General features: G+C 60.7%; 18 protein-coding genes. 11 read left to right on the plus strand and 7 right to left on the minus strand.

Going from position 1 to position 23,846, the window contains the following annotated elements; translation table 11 throughout:
- Positions 1 to 307: 307 nt before the first annotated feature.
- Both ABLV75_RS00530 and ABLV75_RS00535 read left to right on the plus strand, forming a co-directional pair.
- A complete protein-coding gene (locus ABLV75_RS00530; protein ID WP_004100057.1) occupies positions 308 to 1,138 on the plus strand; it encodes a transketolase in 831 nt (276 codons plus the stop codon).
- Positions 1,131 to 2,066 (plus strand): transketolase C-terminal domain-containing protein, encoded by a 936-nt coding sequence (locus ABLV75_RS00535; RefSeq protein WP_004100059.1) that lies wholly within the window; start codon positions 1,131 to 1,133, stop codon positions 2,064 to 2,066. Before ABLV75_RS00530 ends, ABLV75_RS00535 begins: the two co-directional genes overlap by 8 nt.
- Before the next feature lie 53 nt (positions 2,067 to 2,119).
- Here ABLV75_RS00535 and entD read toward each other — a convergent pair whose 3' ends face one another.
- Entirely contained in the window at positions 2,120 to 2,743 is a 624-nt protein-coding gene (entD, locus tag ABLV75_RS00540; protein WP_004100061.1) for an enterobactin synthase subunit EntD, read from the minus strand.
- A 67-nt stretch (positions 2,744 to 2,810) separates the two neighbouring features.
- Positions 2,811 to 5,060: a TonB-dependent siderophore receptor gene (locus ABLV75_RS00545; protein ID WP_004100062.1), complete on the minus strand. Its 2,250-nt coding sequence runs from the start codon at positions 5,058 to 5,060 to the stop codon at positions 2,811 to 2,813.
- A 318-nt stretch (positions 5,061 to 5,378) separates the two neighbouring features.
- On the opposite strand from ABLV75_RS00545, the gene fes reads away from it, so the two are divergent.
- From fes to entF, 3 genes are read left to right on the plus strand one after another with little or no spacing between them, the layout of a single operon-like run.
- Positions 5,379 to 6,578 (plus strand): enterochelin esterase, encoded by a 1,200-nt coding sequence (fes, locus tag ABLV75_RS00550; RefSeq protein ID WP_004100063.1) that lies wholly within the window; start codon positions 5,379 to 5,381, stop codon positions 6,576 to 6,578.
- 27 nt (positions 6,579 to 6,605) lie between these two features.
- Entirely contained in the window at positions 6,606 to 6,809 is a 204-nt protein-coding gene (locus ABLV75_RS00555; RefSeq protein ID WP_004100064.1) for an MbtH family NRPS accessory protein, read from the plus strand.
- Between the two features lie 10 nt (positions 6,810 to 6,819).
- Positions 6,820 to 10,701, plus strand: coding sequence for an enterobactin non-ribosomal peptide synthetase EntF (gene entF / locus ABLV75_RS00560; RefSeq protein ID WP_348854866.1), 3,882 nt, complete (start codon positions 6,820 to 6,822; stop codon positions 10,699 to 10,701).
- Positions 10,702 to 10,798: 97 nt separating this feature from the next.
- Here the strand turns inward: entF and fepC are convergent, their stop codons facing one another.
- The 3 genes from fepC to fepD are packed head-to-tail and all read right to left on the minus strand — an operon-like array spanning position 10,799 to position 13,586.
- Entirely contained in the window at positions 10,799 to 11,593 is a 795-nt protein-coding gene (fepC, locus tag ABLV75_RS00565; protein ID WP_004111265.1) for an iron-enterobactin ABC transporter ATP-binding protein, read from the minus strand.
- On the minus strand, positions 11,590 to 12,582 hold the full coding sequence (fepG, locus tag ABLV75_RS00570) for an iron-enterobactin ABC transporter permease (RefSeq protein ID WP_032727937.1): 993 nt from the start codon (positions 12,580 to 12,582) through the stop codon (positions 11,590 to 11,592). The genes fepC and fepG overlap by 4 nt, the downstream gene beginning before the upstream one ends.
- Positions 12,579 to 13,586 (minus strand): Fe(3+)-siderophore ABC transporter permease, encoded by a 1,008-nt coding sequence (gene fepD / locus ABLV75_RS00575; RefSeq protein ID WP_004111269.1) that lies wholly within the window; start codon positions 13,584 to 13,586, stop codon positions 12,579 to 12,581. The genes fepG and fepD overlap by 4 nt, the downstream gene beginning before the upstream one ends.
- A gap of 112 nt (positions 13,587 to 13,698) precedes the next feature.
- Between fepD and entS the strand changes: the two genes are divergently transcribed.
- Positions 13,699 to 14,940, plus strand: coding sequence for an enterobactin transporter EntS (gene entS, locus ABLV75_RS00580; protein ID WP_024273897.1), 1,242 nt, complete (start codon positions 13,699 to 13,701; stop codon positions 14,938 to 14,940).
- A 252-nt stretch (positions 14,941 to 15,192) separates the two neighbouring features.
- On the opposite strand, the gene ABLV75_RS00585 is transcribed toward entS, so the two are convergent.
- Entirely contained in the window at positions 15,193 to 17,334 is a 2,142-nt protein-coding gene (locus tag ABLV75_RS00585; RefSeq protein WP_064407105.1) for a glycosyl hydrolase family 18 protein, read from the minus strand.
- A 230-nt stretch (positions 17,335 to 17,564) separates the two neighbouring features.
- On the minus strand, positions 17,565 to 18,524 hold the full coding sequence (fepB, locus tag ABLV75_RS00590) for a Fe2+-enterobactin ABC transporter substrate-binding protein (protein WP_004100072.1): 960 nt from the start codon (positions 18,522 to 18,524) through the stop codon (positions 17,565 to 17,567).
- A gap of 189 nt (positions 18,525 to 18,713) precedes the next feature.
- On the opposite strand from fepB, the gene entC reads away from it, so the two are divergent.
- The 5 genes from entC to entH are packed head-to-tail and all read left to right on the plus strand — an operon-like array spanning position 18,714 to position 23,540.
- Positions 18,714 to 19,889 carry an isochorismate synthase EntC gene (entC, locus tag ABLV75_RS00595; RefSeq protein WP_004100073.1) on the plus strand — a complete coding sequence of 392 codons (1,176 nt, stop codon included), beginning with the start codon at positions 18,714 to 18,716 and terminating at the stop codon, positions 19,887 to 19,889.
- A 9-nt stretch (positions 19,890 to 19,898) separates the two neighbouring features.
- The gene (gene entE / locus ABLV75_RS00600; protein WP_004100075.1) at positions 19,899 to 21,506 is read left to right on the plus strand and encodes a (2,3-dihydroxybenzoyl)adenylate synthase EntE; all 1,608 of its coding nucleotides are present in this window, start codon (positions 19,899 to 19,901) and stop codon (positions 21,504 to 21,506) included.
- A 13-nt stretch (positions 21,507 to 21,519) separates the two neighbouring features.
- A complete protein-coding gene (gene entB / locus ABLV75_RS00605; protein ID WP_004100078.1) occupies positions 21,520 to 22,371 on the plus strand; it encodes an enterobactin biosynthesis bifunctional isochorismatase/aryl carrier protein EntB in 852 nt (283 codons plus the stop codon).
- Positions 22,371 to 23,126, plus strand: coding sequence for a 2,3-dihydro-2,3-dihydroxybenzoate dehydrogenase EntA (gene entA / locus ABLV75_RS00610; RefSeq protein ID WP_047720172.1), 756 nt, complete (start codon positions 22,371 to 22,373; stop codon positions 23,124 to 23,126). Before entB ends, entA begins: the two co-directional genes overlap by 1 nt.
- The gene (gene entH / locus ABLV75_RS00615) at positions 23,127 to 23,540 is read left to right on the plus strand and encodes a proofreading thioesterase EntH (protein ID WP_047720171.1); all 414 of its coding nucleotides are present in this window, start codon (positions 23,127 to 23,129) and stop codon (positions 23,538 to 23,540) included.
- Positions 23,541 to 23,846 lie beyond the last annotated feature (306 nt).

The following is a 23,846-nucleotide window of genomic DNA, read 5'->3' on the forward strand; positions in this document are numbered from 1 at the left end:
CGAAAAGAAAAGACATTTAAGTGTGATGAATATCTAACTTTCGCCAATCCTCAAAATCAGCTATGGACAAAAACAGAACAGTAGCTGCATAATTGAATAAAGAATCGTTGTTGAATATATATTCATGGCGATTTCAGGTCAACTGAAAAGTGCCCGGGTGAAGTGATACCCGGTGGTAAGGAGGCAGAATGTTCCTGAGTATGATGCAGCGGCGTGAGCCCTACGATGCGTTGCCTGGGGATGTCTGGTTTTTTTAGTCCCTGACGGAATAAATATTCCAAGTTGAAAATAAATTCAGAGGTATTAAATGAATCCCTATAGCTATGATGTCCAGGCACTTGAGCGTAAAGCCCGCGCCGTACGTCGCCATATCGTCAGATTGAATGCCAATAGCCCTGCTGGCGGGCACACCGGCGCCGACCTGTCGCAGGTTGAACTGCTCACTGCGCTCTATTTTCGCATTATGAACGTCGCGCCGGACCGCGTGGATGATGACCAGCGCGATATCTACATCCAGTCGAAAGGCCATGCGGTGGGCTGCTACTACTGCGTGCTGGCCGAAGCGGGCTTCTTCCCGGTTGACTGGCTGGAAACCTATCAGCATGCGAATTCTCATCTTCCTGGTCACCCGGTTCGTCAGAAAACGCCGGGGATTGAACTCAACACCGGCGCGCTGGGCCACGGTTTGCCTGTTGCGGTGGGGCTGGCGCTGGCTGCGAAAAAAAGCAACAGCTCCCGCCGCATCTTTTTAATTACCGGCGATGGCGAACTGGCGGAAGGCAGCAACTGGGAAGCGGCGCTGGCTGCGGCGCACTACGGCCTTGATAACCTCGTCATTATTAATGACAAAAACAATCTCCAGCTGGCGGGGCCGACGCGGGAAATTATGAATACCGATCCGCTGGCCGATAAATGGAAGGCCTTCGGAATGTCGGTTACCGAATGCCAGGGTAACGACATGGCGTCGGTGGTGGCGACCCTGGAAGGACTGAAGCAGGAAGGTAAACCCAACGTTATTATCGCCAACACCACGAAAGGTGCCGGTATTTCCTTTATCCAGGGGCGCCCGGAGTGGCACCACCGGGTACCGAAAGGCGAAGAAATTACACTGGCACTGGAGGAACTGAAAGATGAGTAATGCAGAACACCTGGCGAGCGTGATGGTTCAGGCCTTTATTGATGCGGTCGACAGCGGTGTCGATCTGGTGCCGGTGGTGGCTGACTCCACGTCAACGGCCAAAATCGCGCCGTTTATTAAACAGTTCCCCGGGCGTCTGGTGAACGTGGGTATCGCCGAGCAGAGCATGGTCGGGACGGCGGCGGGCCTGGCCCTGGGGGGGAAAGTGGCGGTCACCTGTAACGCCGCGCCGTTCCTGATTTCCCGCGCCAATGAGCAGATTAAAGTCGACGTTTGCTATAACAACACCAACGTTAAGCTATTTGGCCTTAACGCCGGCGCCAGCTACGGCCCGCTGGCCAGCACCCATCATGCGATTGATGACCTGGCGGTGATGCGCGGCTTCGGCAATATCCAGATTTTCGCCCCGTCTTCGCCGCGCGAATGCCGGCAGATTATCGATTACGCCATCGGCTATCAGGGGCCGGTCTATATTCGTCTTGACGGCAAGGCGCTGCCGGAACTGCATGATGAAAGCTATCGCTTCGTGCCGGGAGCGGTCGTTACGCTGCGGGAAGGCGAGGATATCGCTCTGGTCGCTACCGGATCGACGGTGCATGAGATCGTCGATGCCGCGCAGATGCTGGCCGACGCGGGGATTCAGGCTAAAGTGGTGAGCGTGCCGTCCATTCGCCCTTGCGATACCGCCGCGCTGCTGGCGGCGCTGAAACCGTGCAAGGCGGTGATAACGGTGGAGGAGCATAACGTCAACGGCGGGTTGGGTAGCCTGGTGGCGGAAGTGCTGGCTGAGGCCGGGGCGGCAATTCCGCTCAAACGCCTGGGGATCCCGGATGGTGAGTATGCGGCGGCGGCAGATCGCGGTTGGTTGCGTAAACACCACGGTTTCGATGCCGCTTCCGTCGCCGGGCTGGCGCAGAAAATGCGCTGACTTTACGCCGGCTTAAACCGATAACCCGTGCGGCTGCCGCGCGGGTTTTGTTTTTACGCCGCGCAGAGCGTAATGACGTAGTCACCGGCCTTAATCCATTGCAGCCGATACTCCCCGGCGGAGAGCCGAAGAAGCAGATTTCCCTCCTTTATATACGCCAGCGTAAAATCGCTAAAACCGACGCCCGCCTGTACGTCGGGATGGATGGCCTTAAACGCGCTCTCTTTCGCCGAAAATGCCAGCGTGAGCGCCAGCTCGGGGCCCAGGCCGCTGGCGTCCAGCAGACTTTTTTCCGCGCTGTTGATGATGCAGCTTTCCAGCTCAGCCGCCAGGTCAGGAGTCAAGATGCGCTCAATATCAACGCCGATCGGCCGGACAGAGACGACTGCCAGCGCGCTGCGTTCACAGTGGCTTATGCTGCCGTACCACGGGGGCGGCCATAGGGGCTGGCGTTGGTCGCCAATGGCAGGGACCTCTGTCTCACCGACTTCTCGCAGCGCATAAACCGCAGCGATACGCCCGGCAAGATGTTCGCTCTGCCGCTTGCGGGCGCAGCCGGTTAGCCGGGCATGGTGCGGCAGCCAGAGGAGATCTTCAGGCCGAAAGGTCAATGGGTCGAAATCGACACGCTGCAGCGAGCGATCGGCAAGCTGAATGATAGAACGTTGGGTTTGCATAGGGGGATGTTAACAGATTCTCCCCTCCGCCCTCTATGGGAAGAGGGCGGGGGGAACGGCCGGACAATCAGAAGTGGGTATTGACGCCCAGATACCAGGTGCGGCCTGATTCGTTATAGGTATTGGCGCCAGCGCCAGCCATATAAGAAACATCCGTCAGGCTACCGGTGGTTTGCGCATTACCCGCGCGCCAGTGGCGCTTGTCGAAGACGTTATCCACGCCGCCGGTCAGGCTGACATTTTTCGTCACATCCCAGGTGGCGCTCAGGCCAACGATGCTGTAAGGGCTGACTTCATCCGTTTCAGAACCCACCGCCGGCTCACCTTTGTAGTTATATTTCTTCGGCTGCTGCTTGCCGTACCAGGTGAAGGTCGACTGCACCGAAATATCCTCCTGAATCTGCCAGCTCAGAGTGGAGTTCAGGGTATATTCCGGAATAATCGACAGACGATCGCCGGTTTTCTTGTTTTTACTTTGCAGCATATAAGTGATGTTATTGGTCCAGTTCACCGTTTCGCTGACCGGCACGTTCAGGGTGCCTTCGAGACCTTCAACCACCGCTTTAGGCACGTTTTCCCACTGATAGATATCGGTTTTCACTTTACCGTTCGTCGTCTGTGAAATCGGCGCGTAGCCCGCTTCGATTTTATCGCGGTAGTCGTTACGGAACCATGTCACACCCGCCAGCCAGCCGTCGCGTTTAAACTCAAGGCCAATCTCTTTGTTGATGCTGGTTTCGGCTTTCAGGTCATCGTTACCCATCATGTAGCAACCGGTACCGTTGCCGCTGGCATAGCAGCCCTGGCCTTTACTATAGAGAATATAGTTCGGGTTGGTTTGGTACAGGCTCGGCGCTTTATAGGCGCGGGCGATGCCCATTTTTAACGTGAAGTCATCCCACAGACCCTGAGACAAGTTAAGCGACGGGCTCCAGTTGTTGCCGACGATCGTGTGATGATCGAAACGCAGCGCCGGCGTCAGCATGGTGGTGTCGGTCAGCTCCACGTTGTCTTCGGCAAACAGGGAGAAGATCTCGGCCTTCGAGTATGGGCTACGGCCGGTGCTGTCATAGCCGTCGATATCGCCGCCCATAAAGGTCTGGGTATTTGACGCCAAATCCTTCATCCGCTGCTGATTCCACTCGGAGCCCAGCGTCAGGTTCTGGTTAAACACCAGATCCAGAGGGATGTTGACTTCGCTGTGCAGCATCACGTCGGCGAGGTCGATATCGCTGAACTGGTTGCTGTTGAAGATACCTTCCGTGCCGCCCGCCAGACCTTCGCCTTTACGCGAGTTACGGGTACGTTCGTACTGGGCCCAGTTGCTGGTGGTCACGCCGTTATCCCAGCCGCCGTTCCAGGTGACGGAATAAGTCTGGCGATAGAGGCGGTTCGTCTCTTTCCCGTAGTTCTCTTTCACCAGATCGTTAGTATTGGTGTTCTGCGTATCGCCCGCGTAGAGGTTGCCCTGACGGCTGTAGCCGGATTCAAACTCCAGCGACTGCATCGGCGCGAAATCCCAGCGCACGACGCCGTTAATATTCTTATTTTTCACCCCTTCACGCCCGGCAGGCATGGTATTGGCATAGGCGCCGGTACGCTCGGATTGATGTCCGTCGTTGATATCCCAGGCATCGGCTTGGGTTTTGTCGAGGTTGCCCAGCAGGCGGAAGCTGAAATCGCCCCCCAGCGGGCCGCTGAGGCTAAAGTTGGTGCGTTTAGTCGAACCTTCGTCTTTATGCTCCGGGGCGTTCATGTAGGTATTCCATGAACCGTGCCATTCGCCGTCGCTCTTCTTGGTGATGATATTGACCACGCCGCCCGCCGCGCCGTTGCCGTAGCGCGCGGCCGCCGGGCCGCGAATGACTTCAATACGTTCGATCAGCTCCGGCGGTACCCATGAGGTATCGCCGCGGGTATCGCGCTCGCCGCGCCAGCCCAGACGTACGGAGTTGCGGCTGGTCACGGGCTTGCCGTCAATCAGGATCAGGGTGTTTTCCGGGCCCATGCCGCGAATATCAATCTGGCGATTGTTGCCGCGCTGGCCGCTGGTGGAGTTGCCGGTCAGGTTTACGCCCGGCATGGTACGGATAATTTCAGATACGTCGCGCGCAGGCGGACGTTTACGAATTTCATCTGCGGTGATGGTTGATACGCCAGGCGCCTGCAGGTTCTGCTCGGCGGCGGTGACAACCATGGTTTCATCAGCGGTTGCGGTTTTGCTATCGGAGACCGTTTCCGCCGCGCTTAGCGGAAAAGCAGCCCCGTAGATTCCCAGATTGACCAGCAAGGCCAGGGATTTGATCCTGTTATTCATTGTAAATCCTGCTTTTCGTCGCCGCCTTCCCCAAAGGCCCCTTCCCGTCGGGAGGGGAGGCGGTATCAATGTTGCCGGTAGAGAGCACAGGCACTCCGTCGCTGACCAGAACCCGGCTTTCGGGCTAAATTGTTTCCCCGAAAGTCCCGGCGCTGCATAAGCTCTCTCTGACATGTTTATTTTTTAAAAGACGCGCTTCCCACAGCGCGCTAATACGCTATTGCAAATGAAAATAGTTATCAATAATATTATCAATAAATATTGCGTTTATTAATGCGTTTGTTGATAAATGTCACGATAAACATAGGGTTGAAAGGAATGCATAAGACAGGATGCGACGACTGGTGGCGCCATATCTCCGGTCCGCAAATTGAGGTCGTGGACGACGCGTATCGGGTGACCTTTTGGTGGCGCGATCCGGCGGGCAACGAAGCCTCTTCGCCAACCCGGCGGGTATGGATTTATATTACCGGCGTGACTGACCATCATAAAAACGCCGTACCGCAAACGCTGCAGCGCATTCCCGGTACCGATGCCTGGTGCTGGCAAACCATTCTCTCTGCCGCCTGGCGCGGCAGCTACTGCTTTATTCCTTCCGCGCGGGACGACGACTTTTCCCCTCAGCTTTTTAACGGCGACAGCCCGGACCGCGCGCTGCTGCGCGAAGGCTGGCGCAAGCTGCTGCCGCGGGCGATTGCCGACCCGCTTAATCCGCAAAGCTGGAAGGGCGGGCGCGGCCACGCGGTCTCTGCGCTGGAGCTGCCGGACGCCCCCGACCAGCCCGGCTGGGCGCTGCGTGATGAACCTTATCAGCCGCCGGTCTGCATTGAATGGCAGAGCCAGCGACTCGGCAACCGGCGGCGGATATGGATTTACGCCACCGGCGATGCGCAGCCGCAAGCGCGCCCGCTGGCGATTTTGCTTGATGGTCAGTTCTGGGCTGAAAGCATGCCGGTATGGGCGCCGCTAGCAGGATTAACCCGCGAGAAGCGGTTACCGCAGGCGGTTTATCTGCTGATTGACGTTATCGATAACCAGCATCGCGCCGAAGAGCTTCCCTGCAATGAAACGTTCTGGCTGGCGGTTCAGGAAGAGCTGCTGCCGATGGTTCACCGGATAGCACCTTTCAGCGATAGCGCCGACCGAACCGTGGTGGCAGGCCAGAGCTTTGGCGGCCTGGCCGCGATGTTCGCCGCGCTCTACTGGCCCCGGCGCTTTGGCTGCGTGCTCAGCCAGTCTGGCTCCTACTGGTGGCCGCATCGCGGCGGCGCGCAGACGGGCCTGCTGATTGAGCGGCTCAGCCGCGGCGAAATACAGCCGCAAGGGCTACGCATCTGGCTGGAGGCCGGCGTTCGCGAGCCGATCATTTTTCGCGCGAACCAGGCGCTGCTGACGCATCTGGAACAGCAGACGATTTTCTGGCGTCAGGTTGACGGCGGACATGATGCGCTTTGCTGGCGCGGCGGGCTGACGGCCGGGCTCATCCAGCTGTGGCAGCCATTAGGCCGTGAAGAGTAGCAAAGCGCGATTTACGAGGAATTTGATATGCAATTCAGTAACCCCTTCGACAATCCGCAAGGGCAGTTTTACATTCTGCGCAATGACCAGCAGCAGTTCAGCCTGTGGCCGCACCACTGCGCCCTGCCGGAAGGCTGGACGGTAGAGTGCCCGCCGCAGTCGTTAGAGGCGTGCAACGCCTGGCTGGCGGAGAATTGGTCAACGCTTACCCCCGCGCACTATGCATCCTGAGGAGCCCACAATGACCACACGTTTACCGCTGGTTGCGGCTCAGCCGGGGATCTGGATGGCGGAGCGCCTCTCGACGCTGCCCGGCGCCTGGAGCGTGGCCCACTATGTTGAGCTGCGCGGCGATATCGACCCGACCTTGCTCGGGCGGGCGATTGTCACCGGGCTCTCTCAGGCTGACACCCTCAGCATGCGTTTTTGTGAAGATAACGGCGAAGCCTGGCAGTGGGTCGATGAAAATCGTCATTTTGCCGAGCCGGACTATCGGGATCTGCGCACGTCGCACGACCCGCACGCTGCCGCGCTGGCGCTGATGCAGGCCGACCTCGGGCAAAACCTGCGCGTGGACGGCGGTAATCCGCTGGTCTGCCATCAACTGCTGCGGGTGGGGGATAAGTGCTGGTACTGGTATCAGCGTTATCATCATTTGCTGGTCGATGGCTTCAGTTTCCCGGCCATTACCCGCCAGATCGCCGCGATTTATCGCGCATGGCAGCGCGGCGAAGAGACGCCAGCTTCGCCGTTCACGCCGTTTGCCGAGGTGGTGGAAGAGTACCAGCGCTACTACGGCAGCGACGCCTGGCTGCGTGATAAACAGTTCTGGCAGGCGCAGCGTCAGGCGCTGCCGGCTCCGGCCTCCCTTTCCGACGCGCCGCTGGCGGGAAGGGCGACCAGCACCGATATCTGGCGCATGAAGCTGGAGGTCGACGCCGGCGTATTTAGCCGGCTGGCGGCAGGCGCGCCGCAGTGCCAGCGCGCGGATCTGGCGCTGGCGCTGACCGCCCTGTGGCTGGGACGGCTGTGCAGCCGAATGGATTACGCCGCGGGCTTTATTTTCATGCGCCGCATGGGCTCTGCGGCATTAACCGCTACCGGCCCGGTGCTCAACGTTCTGCCGCTGGCGGTCAATATTGACGCCCGGGAAACGCTGGCGGAGCTGGCCATGCGTCTTGCCGGACAGCTCAAGAAAATGCGCCGCCACCAGCGCTATGATGCCGAACAGATTGTCCGCGACAGCGGCAGGGCGGCGGGCGATGAACCGCTGTTTGGCCCGGTGCTCAATATTAAAGTCTTCGACTATCAGCTGGATATCGACGGCGTACAGGCGATTACCCACACCCTGGCCACTGGCCCGGTCAATGACCTGGAGCTGGCGCTCTTCCCGGATGAAACCGGCGGTCTATCGCTGGAGGTGCTGGCGAACAAGCAGCGATATGATGAGCAGACGCTGCGCGGGCATATCGCCCGTCTATCTTCTTTGCTGACTCAGTTTGCCGATAATCCCACTCTGCCTTGCGGCGAGGCGAATATGCTGTCGGCGGCGGAAAACCAACGCCTGGCGCAGGTGAACGCGACCGCTGTCGACCTGCCGCTCACCACCCTGAGCGCGCTGGTGGCGGCGCAGGCGGCAAAAACCCCGGATGCCCCGGCGCTGGCGGATGGCTGCTGGCAGTTTAGCTACCGTGAGATGCGCCAGCAGGTGGTAGCGCTGGCCGAGCGTCTGCGCGCACGGGGCGTCAAACCGGGCGATAGCGTGGCGGTCGCGCTGCCGCGTTCGGTGTTCCTGACGCTGGCGCTGCACGGCATTGTTGAGGCCGGAGCCGCGTGGCTGCCGTTGGATACCGGCTATCCCGACGACCGCTTGCGGATGATGCTGGAAGACGCCCGTCCGTCGCTGCTGATCACCTCCGAGGATCAACTGACGCGCTTTAGCGATATTCCCGGCCTGGAAAGCCTCTGCTACCAGCAGCCGCTGGCGGCGGGCGAGTCCGCGCCGCTGGCGCTCTCGCAGCCGGAGCATACCGCGTATATCATCTTTACCTCCGGCTCCACCGGGCGACCGAAAGGGGTGATGGTCGGGCAGACCGCCATCGTCAACCGCCTGCTGTGGATGCAGGACCACTATCCGCTCTGTGCTGAGGATGTGGTGGCGCAGAAAACGCCGTGCAGCTTTGATGTCTCGGTATGGGAGTTCTGGTGGCCGTTTATCGCCGGCGCGCAGCTGGTGATGGCCGAGCCGGAAGCCCACCGCGACCCGCTGGCGATGCAGCAGTTTTTTGCCCGCTACGGCGTGACAACGACCCACTTTGTGCCGTCGATGCTCGCGGCGTTCGTTGCCTCGCTGGAGGCGGAAAACGTCGATTGTTGTCAAACCCTGCGCCGGGTATTCTGTAGCGGAGAGGCGCTGCCGACGGCGCTATGCCGTGAATGGGAGCAACTCACCGGCGCGCCGCTGCATAACCTGTACGGCCCGACGGAAGCCGCGGTGGACGTCAGCTGGTATCCGGCCTGCGGGCCCGAACTGGCGGCAGTCACCGGCGCCAGCGTACCGATTGGCTGGCCGGTGTGGAATACCGGCTTGCGCATCCTTGATGCCGCCATGCGCCCGGTACCGCCGGGCGTGGCGGGGGATCTCTACCTGACCGGCATTCAGCTGGCGCAGGGCTATCTGGGGCGTCCCGATTTGACCGCCAGCCGCTTTATTGCCGACCCCTACACGCCGGGCGAGCGGATGTACCGCACCGGCGATGTTGCCCGCTGGCTGGATAACGGCGCGGTCGAGTATCTCGGACGCAGCGACGACCAGCTAAAAATACGCGGCCAGCGAATTGAGCTGGGCGAAATTGACCGCGCGCTATCTGCGCTGCCGGACGTTGCGCAGGCGGTGGCTCACGCCTGCGTCTTCAACCAGGCGGCGGCGACCGGCGGCGATGCCCGTCAGCTGGTGGGCTATCTGGTTTCTGCTTCCGGTCTGCCGCTGGACACCGCCGCGCTCAAAGCGCAGCTTGGCGAACAGCTACCGCCGCATATGGTGCCGGTGGTGCTGATTCAGCTGCCGGCGCTGCCGCTAAGCGCCAACGGCAAGCTGGATCGTAAAGCGCTGCCGTTACCCACGTTGAGCAGTGAGCGCAGCGGACGTCCGCCGGAGCCGGGCGTGGAAACTGCCGTTGCCGCAGCGTTCAGCCAGCTGCTCGGCTGTGAGGTGAACGACATCGACGCCGATTTCTTCGCCCTTGGCGGCCATTCGCTGCTGGCGATGCGCCTGGCGGCGCTGTTGAGCCGCGAACTGGAACGCCAGGTGACGCCTGGCCAGATAATGGTCGCTTCTTCCGTCGGCAAGCTGAGCGCGCTACTGGCATCGGATCTGAGCGATGAGCAGGCGCAACGGCTGGGCTTCGACGCGATCCTGCCGCTGCGCGAGAGCGACGGCCCGACGCTGTTTTGCTTCCATCCGGCTTCCGGTTTTGCCTGGCAGTTCAGCGTGCTGGCGCGTTATTTAAGCCCGCGCTGGTCGATCGTCGGCATTCAGTCGCCGCGACCGCAGGGGCCGATGGCGACGGCGGCGGATCTGGATGCGGTATGCGAACATCATCTGCAAACCCTGCTTTCGCAGCAGCCGCGCGGCCCGTACTATCTGTTTGGCTATTCGCTCGGCGGTACCCTGGCGCAGGGAATTGCCGCCCGTTTACGCCAGCGCGGCGAAGCGGTGGCCTTCCTCGGGCTGCTGGATACCTGGCCGCCCGAGACGCAGAACTGGGCGGAGAAAGAGGCGAACGGTCTGGATCCTGAGGTGCTGGCGGAAATTGCCCGCGAACGTGAGGCGTTTCTGGCCGCCCAGCAGGGGCAGGCTTCCGGCGAGCTGTTCAGCGTGATTGAAGGCAACTATGCCGATGCGGTGCGCCTGCTGACTACCGCGCACAGCGCGAAGTTTGACGGTAAGGCGACTCTGTTCGTGGCGGAGAAGACCCGGCAACCCGGGATGGACCCGCAGGTGGTGTGGGGGCCGTGGATCGGCGAGCTGGAGGTGTTTAGCCAGGATTGCGCCCACGTGGATATTATCTCTCCGCAGGCTTTTGAAACGATCGGTCCGGTGGTCAGGGAGATACTCGGTTAGGGAAGATGAACACCCGGGTTGCGGCTGACGCCTTACCCGGGCTACCGTTTGTGCCAGATTGGGTAGCCCGGCTAAGCGCAGCGCGAGCCGGGAATTTCTACTTGCGACCCAGCGGCACTACCAGCGGCGTATGCGCCACCGGATCGTCAATAATCGTACAGCGCAGGCCGTAAATCTTCTCGATCAGCGCCGCGTTGACAATCTCCTTCGGCGCGCCCTCGGCGACGATTTTACCGTCGCGCAGGGCAATCAAGTGGGTGGCGTAGCGGCAGGCCTGATTCAGGTCGTGCAGCACCGCCGCCAGCGTATAGCCCTTTTCCCGATTCAGCTCGCTCAGCAGCTCCAGCAGATCGATTTGATGGCTGATATCCAGCCAGGTGGTGGGCTCATCCAGCAGCATAATCGCCGTTTCCTGGGCCAGCACCATGGCGATCCACGCCCGCTGGCGCTGGCCGCCGGAGAGCGTATCGACGCTTTGTTGCGCGAGGTCGGTAATGCCGGTGGCCTTCATCGCCCTGGTGACCGCCTCTTCATCCTCTTTGCGCCAGCGGGTAAACAGCGGCTGGTGCGGATAGCGGCCGCGGGCGACCAGCTCCTGAACCGTTATATCCCCCGGCGTGGTGGCGTTCTGCGCCAGCAGGCCGATGCGCTTTGCCACCTCTTTACTGGCGTAATGCTGGATCTGTTCGCCGTCGAGCCAGACATGACCGCTGGTAGGCGTCATCAGGCGGCTCAGGGTGCGCAGCAGGGTCGACTTACCGCAGCCGTTGGGACCGATAATCGCGGTAAAGTGGCCATCGGGAATGGTGACGTTCAGCGATTCGGCGATGGTCTTTTTGCCGTACGCCAGGGTCAGCCGATCGCCGCGCAAACGGGAGGTAACAGCGGTCATTTTTTGCGGGACTCCTGAATTAACAACACGATGAGGTAGATGCCGCCAATGCTGACGGTCACCACGCCCACCGGTAACTGATAGGGCATAAACAGACGCTGCGCGGCGTAGTCGGAGATGGCCAGCAGCAGGGCGCCGCACAGCGCCGCCTGAGTCAGCCCCCAGCGCGCGGTACCGCTGAGGCGGCGCGCGATATGCGGGGCCACCAGCGCGATAAATGAAATCGGCCCGGCGAGCGCGGTGGCGGCGGCGGTCAGTACCACCCCGACCAGCATCATCAGCAGGCGCGAACGCTCAACCCGCACGCCCAGCGCACAGGCGGTATCGTCACCCATCTCCAGCAGCCGCATGCGCCGCGCCAGCAGCGCCCCGCAGACCAGCATCAAGAGAATCAGCGGCGCGGAGGGCCAGGTTTTTCCCCAGGTCAGTCCGTTAAGCGAGCCGGCATACCACAGCCCGGCGGAGAGGGCGGTTTCCAGCGAAGCGCGCAGCAGTAGCCAGGTATTGAATGCTACCAGCATGGCGCGGACGCCGATGCCGATAATAATCAGGCGAAAGGTTTCAATCCCGTTGCGCCACGCCAGTATCCAGACCACCAGCGCGGTGAGGATCCCGCCAGCCATCGCCGCCGCGGCGATGGCCGCCAGGTTCTGGCCGAACATGACCATGGCGACCAGCACACCGCTCCACGCCCCGGTGTTAAAACCCATCACGTCCGGGCTACCCAAGGGGTTGCGGGTGAGCGACTGGAAAATCGCGCCGCTGACGCCGAGGGCGGCGCCGATCAGCAGCGCCATCAGCACGCGGGGCAGGCGCCACTCGGTCACCACCAGGGTGATATTGCGCGGCGCATCGCCGAGCAACGCGGAGATAACCTGTTCAACGCTTAACGGTACCAGGCCGGTGCCGAGCCCCCACAGGGAGACCAGGGCGCTGGCGATCAGCAGCAGCAGGCAGCTAAACATCAGGCGGCGGGACGGGGCCATCACATTCCACCTCCGCGCGGCTGGCGGCGGACCAGCCAGATCAGCACCGGCGCGCCGATAAAGGCGCTGACGACCGAAACTCGCAGCTCACCGGGGACCAGCAGACGGCCCAGCACGTCGGCAAACAGCAGCAGGGCAGGGGTGGCCAGCAGGGTGACCGGCAGCGACCAGCGATGATCCGCGCCCACCAGCCAGCGGGCCATATGCGGCATCATCAGGCCAATAAAGGCGATGGGCCCGACCACCGCCGTGGCGCTGCCGCACAGGACGGTAATCGCCAGCAGGCCGATGAGCTGGGTACGTGCCACCCGGCTGCCGAGCGCGGTGGCCGTATCGTTACCGAGGCTCAGGCTGTTTAAGGCCCTGCTCAGCAATAGCGTCACCAGGCCGGCAATGAGTACCGGGATCAGGACAATTTTAAGCGTTTGCAGGGTGCGCACGTCCAGCGAACCCGCCTGCCAGAAGCGCAGCTGATCGTAGACGTCGGGGTTGAGCAGGGCGATACCGCTGGAAAGGCCTTCCAGCACCGCCGCCAGGGCGACCCCCGCGAGGGTCAGGCGAACCGGGCTCAGCTGGCCGCCGCCCTGGCTGCCGGTAAAGGCGACCAGCAGCGAGGCGCCGAACGCGCCGCAAAAGGCCATCAGCAGCTGCTCCTGCGGTGAGGAGATACCAAACAGCGCCGCACCCAGCACGATAGCGAAGCTGGCGCCGGAGTTGACGCCGAGGATCCCCGGATCCGCCAGCGGGTTACGGGTCAGCGTTTGCATCAGCGCTCCGGCCAGGCCCAGCGCGGCGCCGGCCAGCAGCCCGGCAAGGGTTCGCGGCAGTCGGGCATCAAGGACGATGGTGCAATCGGCGCTCTGGCAGGTGCCGGCGAAAGCATCGATGACGACGCTAAACGGTAGGGGTTTGGCGCCGATCAGCAGGCTGAGCGCAACCGCAATGATTAAGACGATTAAAAGACCCGGCACGGCAAAGGCGCGCGCCGCGGTCGTTGAAGACGACATGGCTTACATCCCTGACATGATAATGATAGTAATTATCGTTATCGATTCTATCCAGTTATGTTAGCATGTGCACCCATAAAAATGGTATGGAAAATAATAACAAGGCGCTGTCATGAACCGACAATCCTGGCTGCTGAATCTCAGCTTGCTGAAAACCCACCCGGCCTTTCGCGCCGTCTTTATCGCCCGCTTTATCTCAATTCTGTCGCTTGGCCTGCTGGGCGTGGCGATCCCGGTACAGATCCAGATGATGACCCATTCGACCTGGCAAGTGGGGCTGTCGGTCACCTTAACCGGCGGTTCGATGTTTGTCGGTCTGATGATCGGCGGCGTGCTTGCCGACCGCTATGAGCGTAAGCGTCTGATCCTGCTGGCGCGCGGCACCTGCGGCATCGGCTTCGTCGGCCTGTGCCTCAACGCTATGCTGCCGGAACCGTCGCTCATCGCAATCTATCTGCTGGGCATCTGGGACGGCCTGTTTGCCTCAATCGGCGTGACCGCGCTGCTGGCGGCGACCCCAGCGCTGGTTGGCCGGGAAAATCTGATGCAGGCCGGGGCGATCACTATGTTGACGGTGCGGCTGGGATCGGTCATTTCACCGATGATCGGCGGTCTGCTGCTGGCAACCGGCGGCGTGGCCTGGAACTACGGGCTGGCGGCGGCAGGTACTTTTATAACGACGCTGACCCTGCTGCGTTTGCCGCGGCTGGCGCCGCCGCCGCAGCCGCGCGAGCACCCGCTAAAATCGCTGAACGCGGGATTGAAGTTTCTGTTTAACAGCCCGCTTATCGGCGGCATTGCGCTGCTTGGCGGACTGCTGACGATGGCCAGCGCGGTGCGCGTGCTCTATCCGGCGCTGGCCGGAAGCTGGCAGATGTCGGCGTCGCAGATTGGCCTGCTGTACGCGGCGATCCCTTTGGGAGCGGCGTTCGGCGCGTTGACCAGCGGACAGCTGGCGCAGACGGCGAAGCCCGGCGTGCTGATGCTGGCGACCACCGTCGGCTCGTTTGTGGCGATTGCGCTGTTCAGCCTGATGCCGGTGTGGGAGCTGGGCGCGATGTGCCTGGCGCTGTTTGGCTGGCTGAGCGCAATAAGCTCGCTGCTGCAATATACGCTGATCCAGACGCAAACCCCGGAGAATATGCTCGGGCGCATCAACGGGCTGTGGACCGCGCAGAACGTGACCGGCGATGCGATAGGCGCGGCGCTGTTGGGGGGGTTGGGCGCGATTCTGACGCCGGCCGCTTCGGCGAGCGCCAGCGGCTGGGCGCTGGTGATTGTGGGCGTGGTGCTGGTCGGGCTGCTACGCGAGCTGCGCCGCTTTCAGCGCCCGGAGACGGTCAGCGAAAGCTAGTTCCGCCGGTCTTCCCGGAGGCGGCGCGTCGCGCCTGTCCGGGCTACTGGCCCGCAGACGACGGTGAACCCGTAGCCCGGGTTAGCGCAGCGCGACCCGGGAAGAAGCCGCGCCGATGTATTTATCCCGGCGCATTCCGGGCTATCGACTTGCAGTAGCCCGCTAGCGCCACCGGGAAAACCGAAAAGAGCGCCAATAAAAAGCCCCGGATGGCTCCGGGGCTGGCTATTACTCGTCAGTGACGATTAACGCTTAGTACGCGCCAAGATCGCTCCATACCGCGAACTGACCGCAGTTCAGGTCCGGCTGGTCACCCTGAGACCACCATTTCACCTGGTAGTTATGGCCTTTCCAGCTGACGGTTTCAAAGGTACCCCAGTTGCTGCCATACACGGTGCTGGCATTCCACAGCGGATAAGGCGTGGTTTCGTCTGACGGCACTACATCATCATCCGCCGGTTGAGGTTGATCATCGCTGTTATCCTGGTCGTCCGCCGGCTCATCATCGTTCTTGTCTTCCGACTCGTCTTCGCTGTCATCGCTCTGGGTCGCGGCGACGACGGAGAGCACAAAGCGCTGCTGCGTTGACGGCTCACCCCAGGTATCGCGCACGAACAGAGTAAAGGTGAACTCGGTATCTTCGCTCACTTTCGGGACGTCGAACTCGATGACGGCGGCGGTTTTATCCGCCACGGCGATCGCCGCAGGCACGCCCCAACTGAAGGACAGGTCGTCGCTATCTTCATCCGAGGATTTTTCGCCGGAAAGACGCACGCGGGAGCCGCCAACCACCATCAGTTCGATGGCTGCTTTCGGCGCGTGGTTGACCGCCGGTTCAGGCTGAACGTCGTCTTCCTCATTTTCATTCGTTTCATCCGCTTCATCCGTCGGTTCGACGTTGATGCCTTCGAAATAGAACGGCTCCATATCGATAACTTCAGAGGCCATTTCATAGCCCAGACCTTCACGCGCGGCGTTCACCAGCACGCCGTTGTCCTGGTCGATAGTCCAGGTGAACAGCGCGCCCAGACCGAGGCTGGCTGCGTATTCGCCCTTGGCTTTCACCGTACGCGGGGTGTCCAGAGACATGAACAGTTTGCTTTCCGGATTGTAGAGGTAATCCGCATTGGCCACCTGGTCGGTATAGACGTTGAAACCGTTACGGCCTTTCTGGTTTTCCAGATCCAGGTAGTTATAAATGGTGTCATACCATTCGGTGGTACCCGACTCGAAGGTACCCACGGTGGTGCCGGTGCCCGGGTTATAGGTACCCTTGAGCGGAGACAGAGATTCCAGCTCTGCATTGCGGCCGTTACGGCTATAGGCAGCGTAACCAATATTAATGCGGTCTGACGGGAAGCCTTCGGCCAGCAGATGGTCGACGATGGTATTGACCGCCCAGCCGCCTTCTTCCAGCGCGTTCAGGTTGGTGTGATGGGTCAGGGTTTCCGCCCACGGCGTACCGAAGAAGTCATAGGTCATCACGTTGATGCCGTACAGACCGGCCTGCAGCAGCGCTTTCACGTTGGAGTAATCGAAGGTCTTCACTACCGCGGAGCTGGCAATGGAGATTTTGACGTTGCTCAGACCGGCGGAATCCAGCTGCTTACGCAGCTCGCCGATCAGCAGCGCATAGTTTTCGCCGTCTTCCGGGCCGTAAGGATTGCCCGCGCCTTCCGCGTTCGGGTATTCCCAGTCGATATCCACTTCGCTGAACATCGGGAACTGTTTGAACAGTTTTACCACGCCTTTCGCGAAGGTTTTACGGGCGGAATCAGAAGCTGCGGTTTCGTGGAAGCTGTTACTCATGGTCCAGCCGCCGATGCTCATGGACAGCACCAGATCGTGACCCTGCTGCTTCGCTTTGGCCTGCAGATCGCGCAGGCCGCCGAGCAGACCTTTGGTATTCGCCTGAGTGACGGTTTTCGGATCGACGTCCCAGCCGCTGACGGAGTGGCCAACGTTAACGTAGGACTGGAAATCGCCCCACGGATCGAGGAAGGTCGGCTCATATTTGACTTTTCCGCACTGCTCGGCGGCTTCGGCAACCACATCGCGGTACATCCCATCCACTTTATGGAAGCCGGTGACGCCGACGAAGCCGACGATGATTTTGTCGTAAGCCGTAGGGGAGACGTTAGTCAGATCGTAGCCGCGACCGCGGTTATCTTTCGCATCGCCGCCCTGCAGACGTCCGTCATACTGAGACCAGTCGGTGTAGTAACCAAAGACTTTCGGTTTGCTGGTTGAGGCTTTGTATTTGTTATAGACCGGTTTGGCGACGCGAGCGGAGGTATAGCTGTAGTTGCTCACTTCGGTTGCCGGGTTAAAGCCGTCTGCGGCGTTGCTGGTTTCGGTCAGCGTATCGCCCTGAATCAATTTGCTTGTTGCCACGTTAATTTCCTTCTGTGTTGAATGCCCACCTCAAGCGGTGTGGGGCAGATAATCGGGCAACGCGGCGGCCAGGGCTAATCACAAAATAACACCGGCAGCGATGATATTTCGGCTGAGGCGGCGATGAGGCTGATGAGGTACAGTGAGAGAAAATAAGCTTTTATAACAAAGAGATGATGTGAGGAGTGATGCGCGATGAGATCCCGGCGACCCGCGCCGGGAGAAGAGTTTTAAGCAAAGAGCGCGGCTAAGCGCTGCAGCACCAGTACGGCGCTGTAATAATCCAGGCGGAAGGTTTCCGTTCCCAGCGGATAAACGCGTTTACCTTCGACTGCGGGCAGATGCGACAGCAGCGGGTTGGCGTAAATCGCATCGGCATCTTTTTGGTCGCCAGCAAACAGGAACAGGCTCTGACCGTTAAGTCCGGCGGCTAAATTTTCACCGCCCAGCTGCACGATATCATGACGTTTCCCCTGACTCTGGCTGGCATGCAGCCCGGCGGGCAGATCGGCAAGGGTAAAGCCCAGCTGTTGAAGCATCTGCCCCTGAGCGGACTCTTTCGTCCAGATATTGGCGCTATGGGCCGCGGCGGTGTAGACCAGCGCGGTGACCGGCTGCGGCGGCAGCTTCATCTTCTCTTTCAGCGCCGCCAGCTTAGTATCAAATTCCGCAATTCGCTCTGCCGCCTGTTTTTCATGGCCGGTGATCGTCCCCAGTTGGGTCAGCAGGGCCTGCCAGCTTTTGTCATCGTAGTTAATGATAAGCGTTGGGGCGATGGTGGAAAGCTGGTCGTAGAGCGTCAACGCCGAATCGCCGCCGGTGGCGCTAATCAGAATCAGATCCGGCATTTGCGCAGCGACGGCCTCAGCGCTCGGTTCGCCAATGTAGAGGCGCGACAGCTTCCGCGCTTTCGCCACATCGCTCCACTGACGTAAAAATCCCTGACCGTCGGCGACGCGGTTGTTCGGCGTCGTGGCGCCGCTGGCGACTACCGGCGCGTCAATCGCCAGTAGTGAGCCGGTCAGCGTCACGCTGGTGGAAACAATTCGCAGGGGCTGGCTTTCCAGCGTGTGCGTTCCCCGGCTGTCGGTTATCTGCCGCGGCCAGTCTGCCGCCAGCGCTGAGCTAATTCCTAAAATCGCCAGACCGCTGGCGAGGAGGGTACGGCGGCAAAAGGTGGAGAAATTCACGTATTCGCATCCTGATTAAGTGGTGATAAATGCTTCTCATTTTCAGCTTTGCGCCGCGTGGATGCAAGCCTAAGTCGCACAACATGCTACCTGTACGGTTGACATAGCGCGCAATACCTTTTAGGTTACCCAACCAAAATATAAATGATAATTATTCGTAATATCTTTATCGTTTTTTTGGAGGATGATATGGAAACGTCTTTGGCTGAGGAAGTACGGGAGAAAAAAATGACTCTGCCGCCGGAAAGCTTCTTCTTTATGTCGCCGTACCGCAGTTTCACCACCGCTGGCTGCTTTAGTCGGTTTTCTCATCCTGCCGCCGATGGCGAAAATCTGGATGGGGAATTCCAGCACAAAATGGCCGCCGCCTTTACAGCGGCGCGGGCTGCCGGGATCGCTAAGCCGATAATGGTCGGCGCCATTCCGTTTGATACCAGCGAGCCGTCCGAGCTGTTTATACCCACAAGCTGGGAAACCTTCTCCCGACCAGAAAAGCAGCACTCCGCGCGCTATGCGTCGGGGCTGCAGCCCATGGACGTGATTCAGCGCCGGGAGATCCCCGAACAGGACACCTTTATGGCGATGGTGACGCGCGCGGCGGCCCTGACCGCGACGCCGGAAGTGGACAAAGTGGTCCTGTCGCGCCTGATTGATATCACCACCCGTGAGCGGGTTGATAGCGGTGCGCTGCTGGAGCGCCTGATTGCCCAGAACCCCGCCAGCTATAACTTCCACGTGCCGCTTTCGGACGGCGGCGTGCTGCTGGGCGCCAGCCCTGAGCTGCTGTTACGTAAAGAAGGGGCGCATTTTTACTCTCTGCCGTTGGCCGGTTCGGCCCGCCGTCAGCCGGACGATGTGCTGGACCGCGAAGCGGGGCACAAGCTGCTGGCGTCGGAAAAAGACCGCCATGAACATGAGCTGGTGACCCAGGCGATGAAGGCCGTACTGGCACCGCGCAGCAGCGAGCTAAGCCTGCCGGATTCTCCGCAGCTGATCACCACGCCGACCCTGTGGCATCTGGCGACGCAGATTCAGGGCGCCGCGCTGGCAAACGAGAATGCCATGTCGCTGGCCTGTCTGCTGCATCCCACCCCGGCGCTGAGCGGCTTCCCGCATCAGGCGGCAAAACGCCTGATTAACGAACTGGAGCCGTTCGATCGCCAGCTGTTCGGCGGTATCGTCGGCTGGTGCGATGATGAAGGCAACGGCGAGTGGGTGGTCACCATCCGCTGCGCGCGCCTGCATCAACGCACGCTGCGGCTGTTTGCAGGCGCAGGGATCGTCCCGGCCTCTTCGCCGCTAGGCGAGTGGCGCGAAACCGGCGTCAAACTGACCACCATGCTGAACGTATTCGGCTTGCAATAAGGGACTATGATGATCGAATTTACCCGCTGGCCGGAAGCGTTCGCGGCCCGCTATCGGCAAAAAGGTTACTGGCAGGATCTGCCGCTGACTAACCTGATTACCCGTCATGCCGAAAACGATGCTCCCGCCATTATCGACGGCGACAAACGCTACAGTTATCGTGAGTTCAACCGCCTGGTTGATAATCTCGCCTCCTCGCTGCAGCGTCAGGGCCTGAAGCGCGGCGAAACGGCGCTGGTGCAGCTGGGCAACGTCGCGGAATTTTATCTGACGTTTTTCGCGCTGCTGCGGATCGGCGTGGCGCCGGTGAATGCGCTGTTCAGCCATCAGCGTAGCGAGCTCAACGCCTACGCCGCCCAGATTGAACCCGCCTTGCTGATTGCCGATCGCGAACACGCGCTGTTTGCCGATGACGAATTTCTGAATGATTTTGTCAGCCAGCATCCCTCGATACGCGTGGCTCTGCTGCTCAACGACAGCGGCGAACGGAGCCTGACGGCAGCCATTGAGCGGCCTGGCGATAATTTCATTGCCGGACCAACGCCTGCCGACGAAGTGGCGTTTTTCCAGCTTTCCGGCGGCAGCACCGGTACGCCGAAGCTCATCCCGCGTACCCATAACGACTACGACTACAGCATTCGCCGCAGCAACGAGCTGTGCGGCGTGAGCGCCGAAACGCGCTACCTGAACGCGCTTCCCGCCGCCCATAACTACGCGATGAGTTCGCCAGGTTCTTTAGGCGTCTTCCTCGCCGGCGGTGTGGTGGTACTGGCGCACGATCCGAGCGCCACACTCTGCTTCCCGCTGATTGAAAAACACCAGATTAACCTGACCTCGCTGGTTCCGCCTGCGGTCAGCCTGTGGCTGCAGGAGATCCAGGATTCCGGCAGCAATGCCCGCCTGCAATCGCTGCGGCTGCTGCAGGTTGGCGGGGCGCGCCTGTCCGCGACGCTCGCGGCGCGTATTCCGGCGGAAATCGGCTGTCAGCTTCAGCAGGTCTTCGGCATGGCGGAGGGGCTGGTGAACTATACCCGCCTCAACGATAGCCCCGAGCGCATTATCAATACTCAGGGTTGCCCGATGTGTCCGGACGATGAAGTGTGGGTGGCCGATGCGCAGGGCAATCCGCTGCCGCGGGGCGAAGTCGGACGGCTGATGACCCGTGGTCCTTACACCTTCCGCGGCTATTACAAGAGTCCGCAGCATAATGCCGAAGCCTTTGATGCCGACGGGTTCTACTGTTCTGGCGATCTGATCTCGATCGATGAAGACGGCTATATCACCGTGCAGGGACGGGAAAAAGATCAGATCAACCGCGGCGGGGAGAAGATCGCGGCGGAAGAGATCGAAAACCTGCTGCTGCGCCATCCGGCGGTGATCCACGTCGCGCTGGTCAGCATGGAAGATAGCCTGCTGGGAGAAAAGAGCTGCGCATATCTGGTGGTAAAAGAACCTCTGCGCGCGGTGGCGGTACGCCGCTTCCTGCGGGAACAAGGGGTCGCAGAATTTAAACTGCCGGACCGCGTGGAGTGCGTTGATGCGCTGCCGCTGACGCCGGTGGGCAAAGTCGATAAAAAACAATTACGTCAGTGGCTGGCTGAACGCAAGCTGGGCTGAAGGAGAAGACAGAATGGCAATCCCTAAATTACAGGCTTACGCGCTGCCGGAAGCCAGCGATATCCCGGCGAACAAAGTGAACTGGGCATTTGAGCCGTCCCGTGCCGCGCTGCTGATCCACGATATGCAGGAGTATTTCCTTAATTTCTGGGGCGAAAACAGCGCGATGATGGAGAAAGTGGTGGCCAACATCGCCGCCCTGCGCGAGTTCTGCAAACAGAATAATATTCCGGTTTTTTACACCGCCCAGCCGAAAGAGCAGAGCGATGAAGACCGCGCGCTGCTGAACGACATGTGGGGGCCGGGTCTGACCCGTTCTCCTGAACAGCAGCAGGTCATTGCCGCGCTTGCGCCGGACGATAACGACACCGTGCTGGTGAAGTGGCGCTACAGCGCGTTTCATCGCTCGCCGCTGGAGGAGATACTGAAAGAGGCGGGGCGCGATCAGCTGATTATCACCGGCGTGTACGCCCATATCGGCTGCATGACCACCGCAACCGACGCGTTTATGCGCGATATTAAGCCATTTTTCGTTGCCGATGCGCTGGCTGATTTCAGCCGCGAGGAGCATCTGATGGCGCTCAACTACGTGGCGGGTCGCTCCGGTCGCGTGGTGATGACGGAAGAGCTGCTGCCGCTGCCGGCATCGAAAGCGGCGCTGCGCGCGCTGGTGCTGCCGCTGCTCGATGAATCCGATGAACCGATGGATGACGAAAACCTGATCGACTACGGCCTGGATTCGGTACGCATGATGGCGCTCGCCGCGCGCTGGCGTAAAGTGCACGGCGATATTGACTTCGTGGTGCTGGCGAAAAAACCGACCATCGATGCCTGGTGGGCGCTGCTTTCTCGCGAGGTGAAATAATGAACGGGCTCGATTTTCACGGCCAGACCGTGTGGATCACCGGCGCGGGTAAGGGGATCGGCTACGCTACCGCGCTGGCGTTCGTTGAGGCCGGCGCGCAGGTAACCGGTTTTGATCTGGCGTTCGACGGTGAAAGCTATCCGTTTGCCACCGAGACGCTGAACGTCGCCGACGCGCAGCAGGTGGCGCGGGTATGCGGCCGCCTGCTGGCAGGGATCGATCGGCTGGATGTGTTGGTTAATGCGGCCGGTATTTTGCGGATGGGGGCGACCGATGCGCTGAGCCTTGAAGACTGGCAGCAGACCTTTGCCGTCAATGTTGGCGGGGCGTTTAACCTGTTCCAGCAGACGATGGCGCAGTTCCGCCGCCAGAAAGGCGGGGCGATTGTGACCGTGGCGTCCGACGCTGCGCATACCCCGCGCATCGGCATGAGCGCCTACGGCGCATCAAAGGCGGCGCTAAAGAGCCTGGCGCTGACCGTCGGCCTGGAGCTGGCGGGCAGCGGCGTACGCTGTAATCTGGTTTCTCCTGGTTCTACCGACACCGATATGCAGCGGACGCTGTGGGTGAGCGATGATGCAGAGCAGCAGCGCATTCGCGGCTTCGGCGAGCAGTTTAAGCTGGGGATTCCGCTGGGTAAAATCGCCCACCCGCAGGAGATTGCCAATACCATTCTGTTCCTCGCCTCCGACCACGCCAGCCATATCACGCTGCAGGATATCGTGGTGGACGGCGGCTCGACGCTGGGGGCATAAATGGCCTGGAAACGTCAGCTGACGCTGGATGAGCTTAACGCCACCAGCAGCAATACGATGGTGGCCCATCTGGGCATCGTCTATACCCGGATTGAGGAGGGCGTGCTGGAAGCGGAAATGCTGGTCGACGCGCGAACGCATCAGCCGTTTGGCCTGCTGCACGGCGGGGCCTCCGCGGCGCTGGCGGAAACCCTCGGCTCGATGGCCGGGTGGCTGATGACCGAAGAGGGGCAGTGCGTGGTGGGGACCGAGCTCAACGCCACCCATCACCGGGCGGTCTCCAGCGGCAAAGTCCGCGGCGAATGCCGGGCGCTGCATCTCGGACGTCAGGGCCAGAGCTGGGAAATTGCGATATTCGACGAGCGAGGACGGCGCTGCTGCACCTGCCGTCTGGGCACGGCGGTCCTCGGCTGAGGCATAGCCTGTTCCCGGGTCAGGCGTTTACGCCGCAACCCGGGGAATACGCCGGGATTGAGACTTTGGCGCGGCTTCTTCCCGGTGGCGCTGCGCTGACCGGGCTACGGGTTCTCCGCCGTCTGCGGGCCGGTAGCCCGGACAGGCGCGTCAAGCGCCGCCTCCGGGGAAACAACCTGCGATGCAGTTACAGAATATCCCTCCCTGTTTTCATCCATTTTCCTGCCAGAAGTGATCTCGCTTGCAATGTGAGATAAATCCTTGCCGTCAGGCGACATCTGCAACGTTTCAGAGTTGTTAAAACTC

The organism is Klebsiella sp. CN_Kp066 (assembly GCF_040065135.1).
Lineage (GTDB): Bacteria > Pseudomonadota > Gammaproteobacteria > Enterobacterales > Enterobacteriaceae > Klebsiella > Klebsiella oxytoca.

Bases quoted from the DNA above. Each gene is read 5' to 3' on its own strand.
- ABLV75_RS00530 (WP_004100057.1), top strand. From the start codon at position 308: ATGAATCCCTATAGCTATGATGTCCAGGCACTTGAGCGTAAAGCCCGC.
- entC (WP_004100073.1), top strand. From the start codon at position 18,714: ATGGAAACGTCTTTGGCTGAGGAAGTACGGGAGAAAAAAATGACTCTG.
- fepC (WP_004111265.1), bottom strand. From the start codon at position 11,593: ATGACCGCTGTTACCTCCCGTTTGCGCGGCGATCGGCTGACCCTGGCG.
- ABLV75_RS00555 (WP_004100064.1), top strand. From the start codon at position 6,606: ATGCAATTCAGTAACCCCTTCGACAATCCGCAAGGGCAGTTTTACATT.
- fepD (WP_004111269.1), bottom strand. From the start codon at position 13,586: ATGTCGTCTTCAACGACCGCGGCGCGCGCCTTTGCCGTGCCGGGTCTT.
- entH (WP_047720171.1), top strand. From the start codon at position 23,127: ATGGCCTGGAAACGTCAGCTGACGCTGGATGAGCTTAACGCCACCAGC.
- fes (WP_004100063.1), top strand. From the start codon at position 5,379: ATGCATAAGACAGGATGCGACGACTGGTGGCGCCATATCTCCGGTCCG.
- entE (WP_004100075.1), top strand. From the start codon at position 19,899: ATGATCGAATTTACCCGCTGGCCGGAAGCGTTCGCGGCCCGCTATCGG.
- entS (WP_024273897.1), top strand. From the start codon at position 13,699: ATGAACCGACAATCCTGGCTGCTGAATCTCAGCTTGCTGAAAACCCAC.
- entD (WP_004100061.1), bottom strand. From the start codon at position 2,743: ATGCAAACCCAACGTTCTATCATTCAGCTTGCCGATCGCTCGCTGCAG.
- ABLV75_RS00535 (WP_004100059.1), top strand. From the start codon at position 1,131: ATGAGTAATGCAGAACACCTGGCGAGCGTGATGGTTCAGGCCTTTATT.
- ABLV75_RS00545 (WP_004100062.1), bottom strand. From the start codon at position 5,060: ATGAATAACAGGATCAAATCCCTGGCCTTGCTGGTCAATCTGGGAATC.
- entF (WP_348854866.1), top strand. From the start codon at position 6,820: ATGACCACACGTTTACCGCTGGTTGCGGCTCAGCCGGGGATCTGGATG.
- entB (WP_004100078.1), top strand. From the start codon at position 21,520: ATGGCAATCCCTAAATTACAGGCTTACGCGCTGCCGGAAGCCAGCGAT.
- entA (WP_047720172.1), top strand. From the start codon at position 22,371: ATGAACGGGCTCGATTTTCACGGCCAGACCGTGTGGATCACCGGCGCG.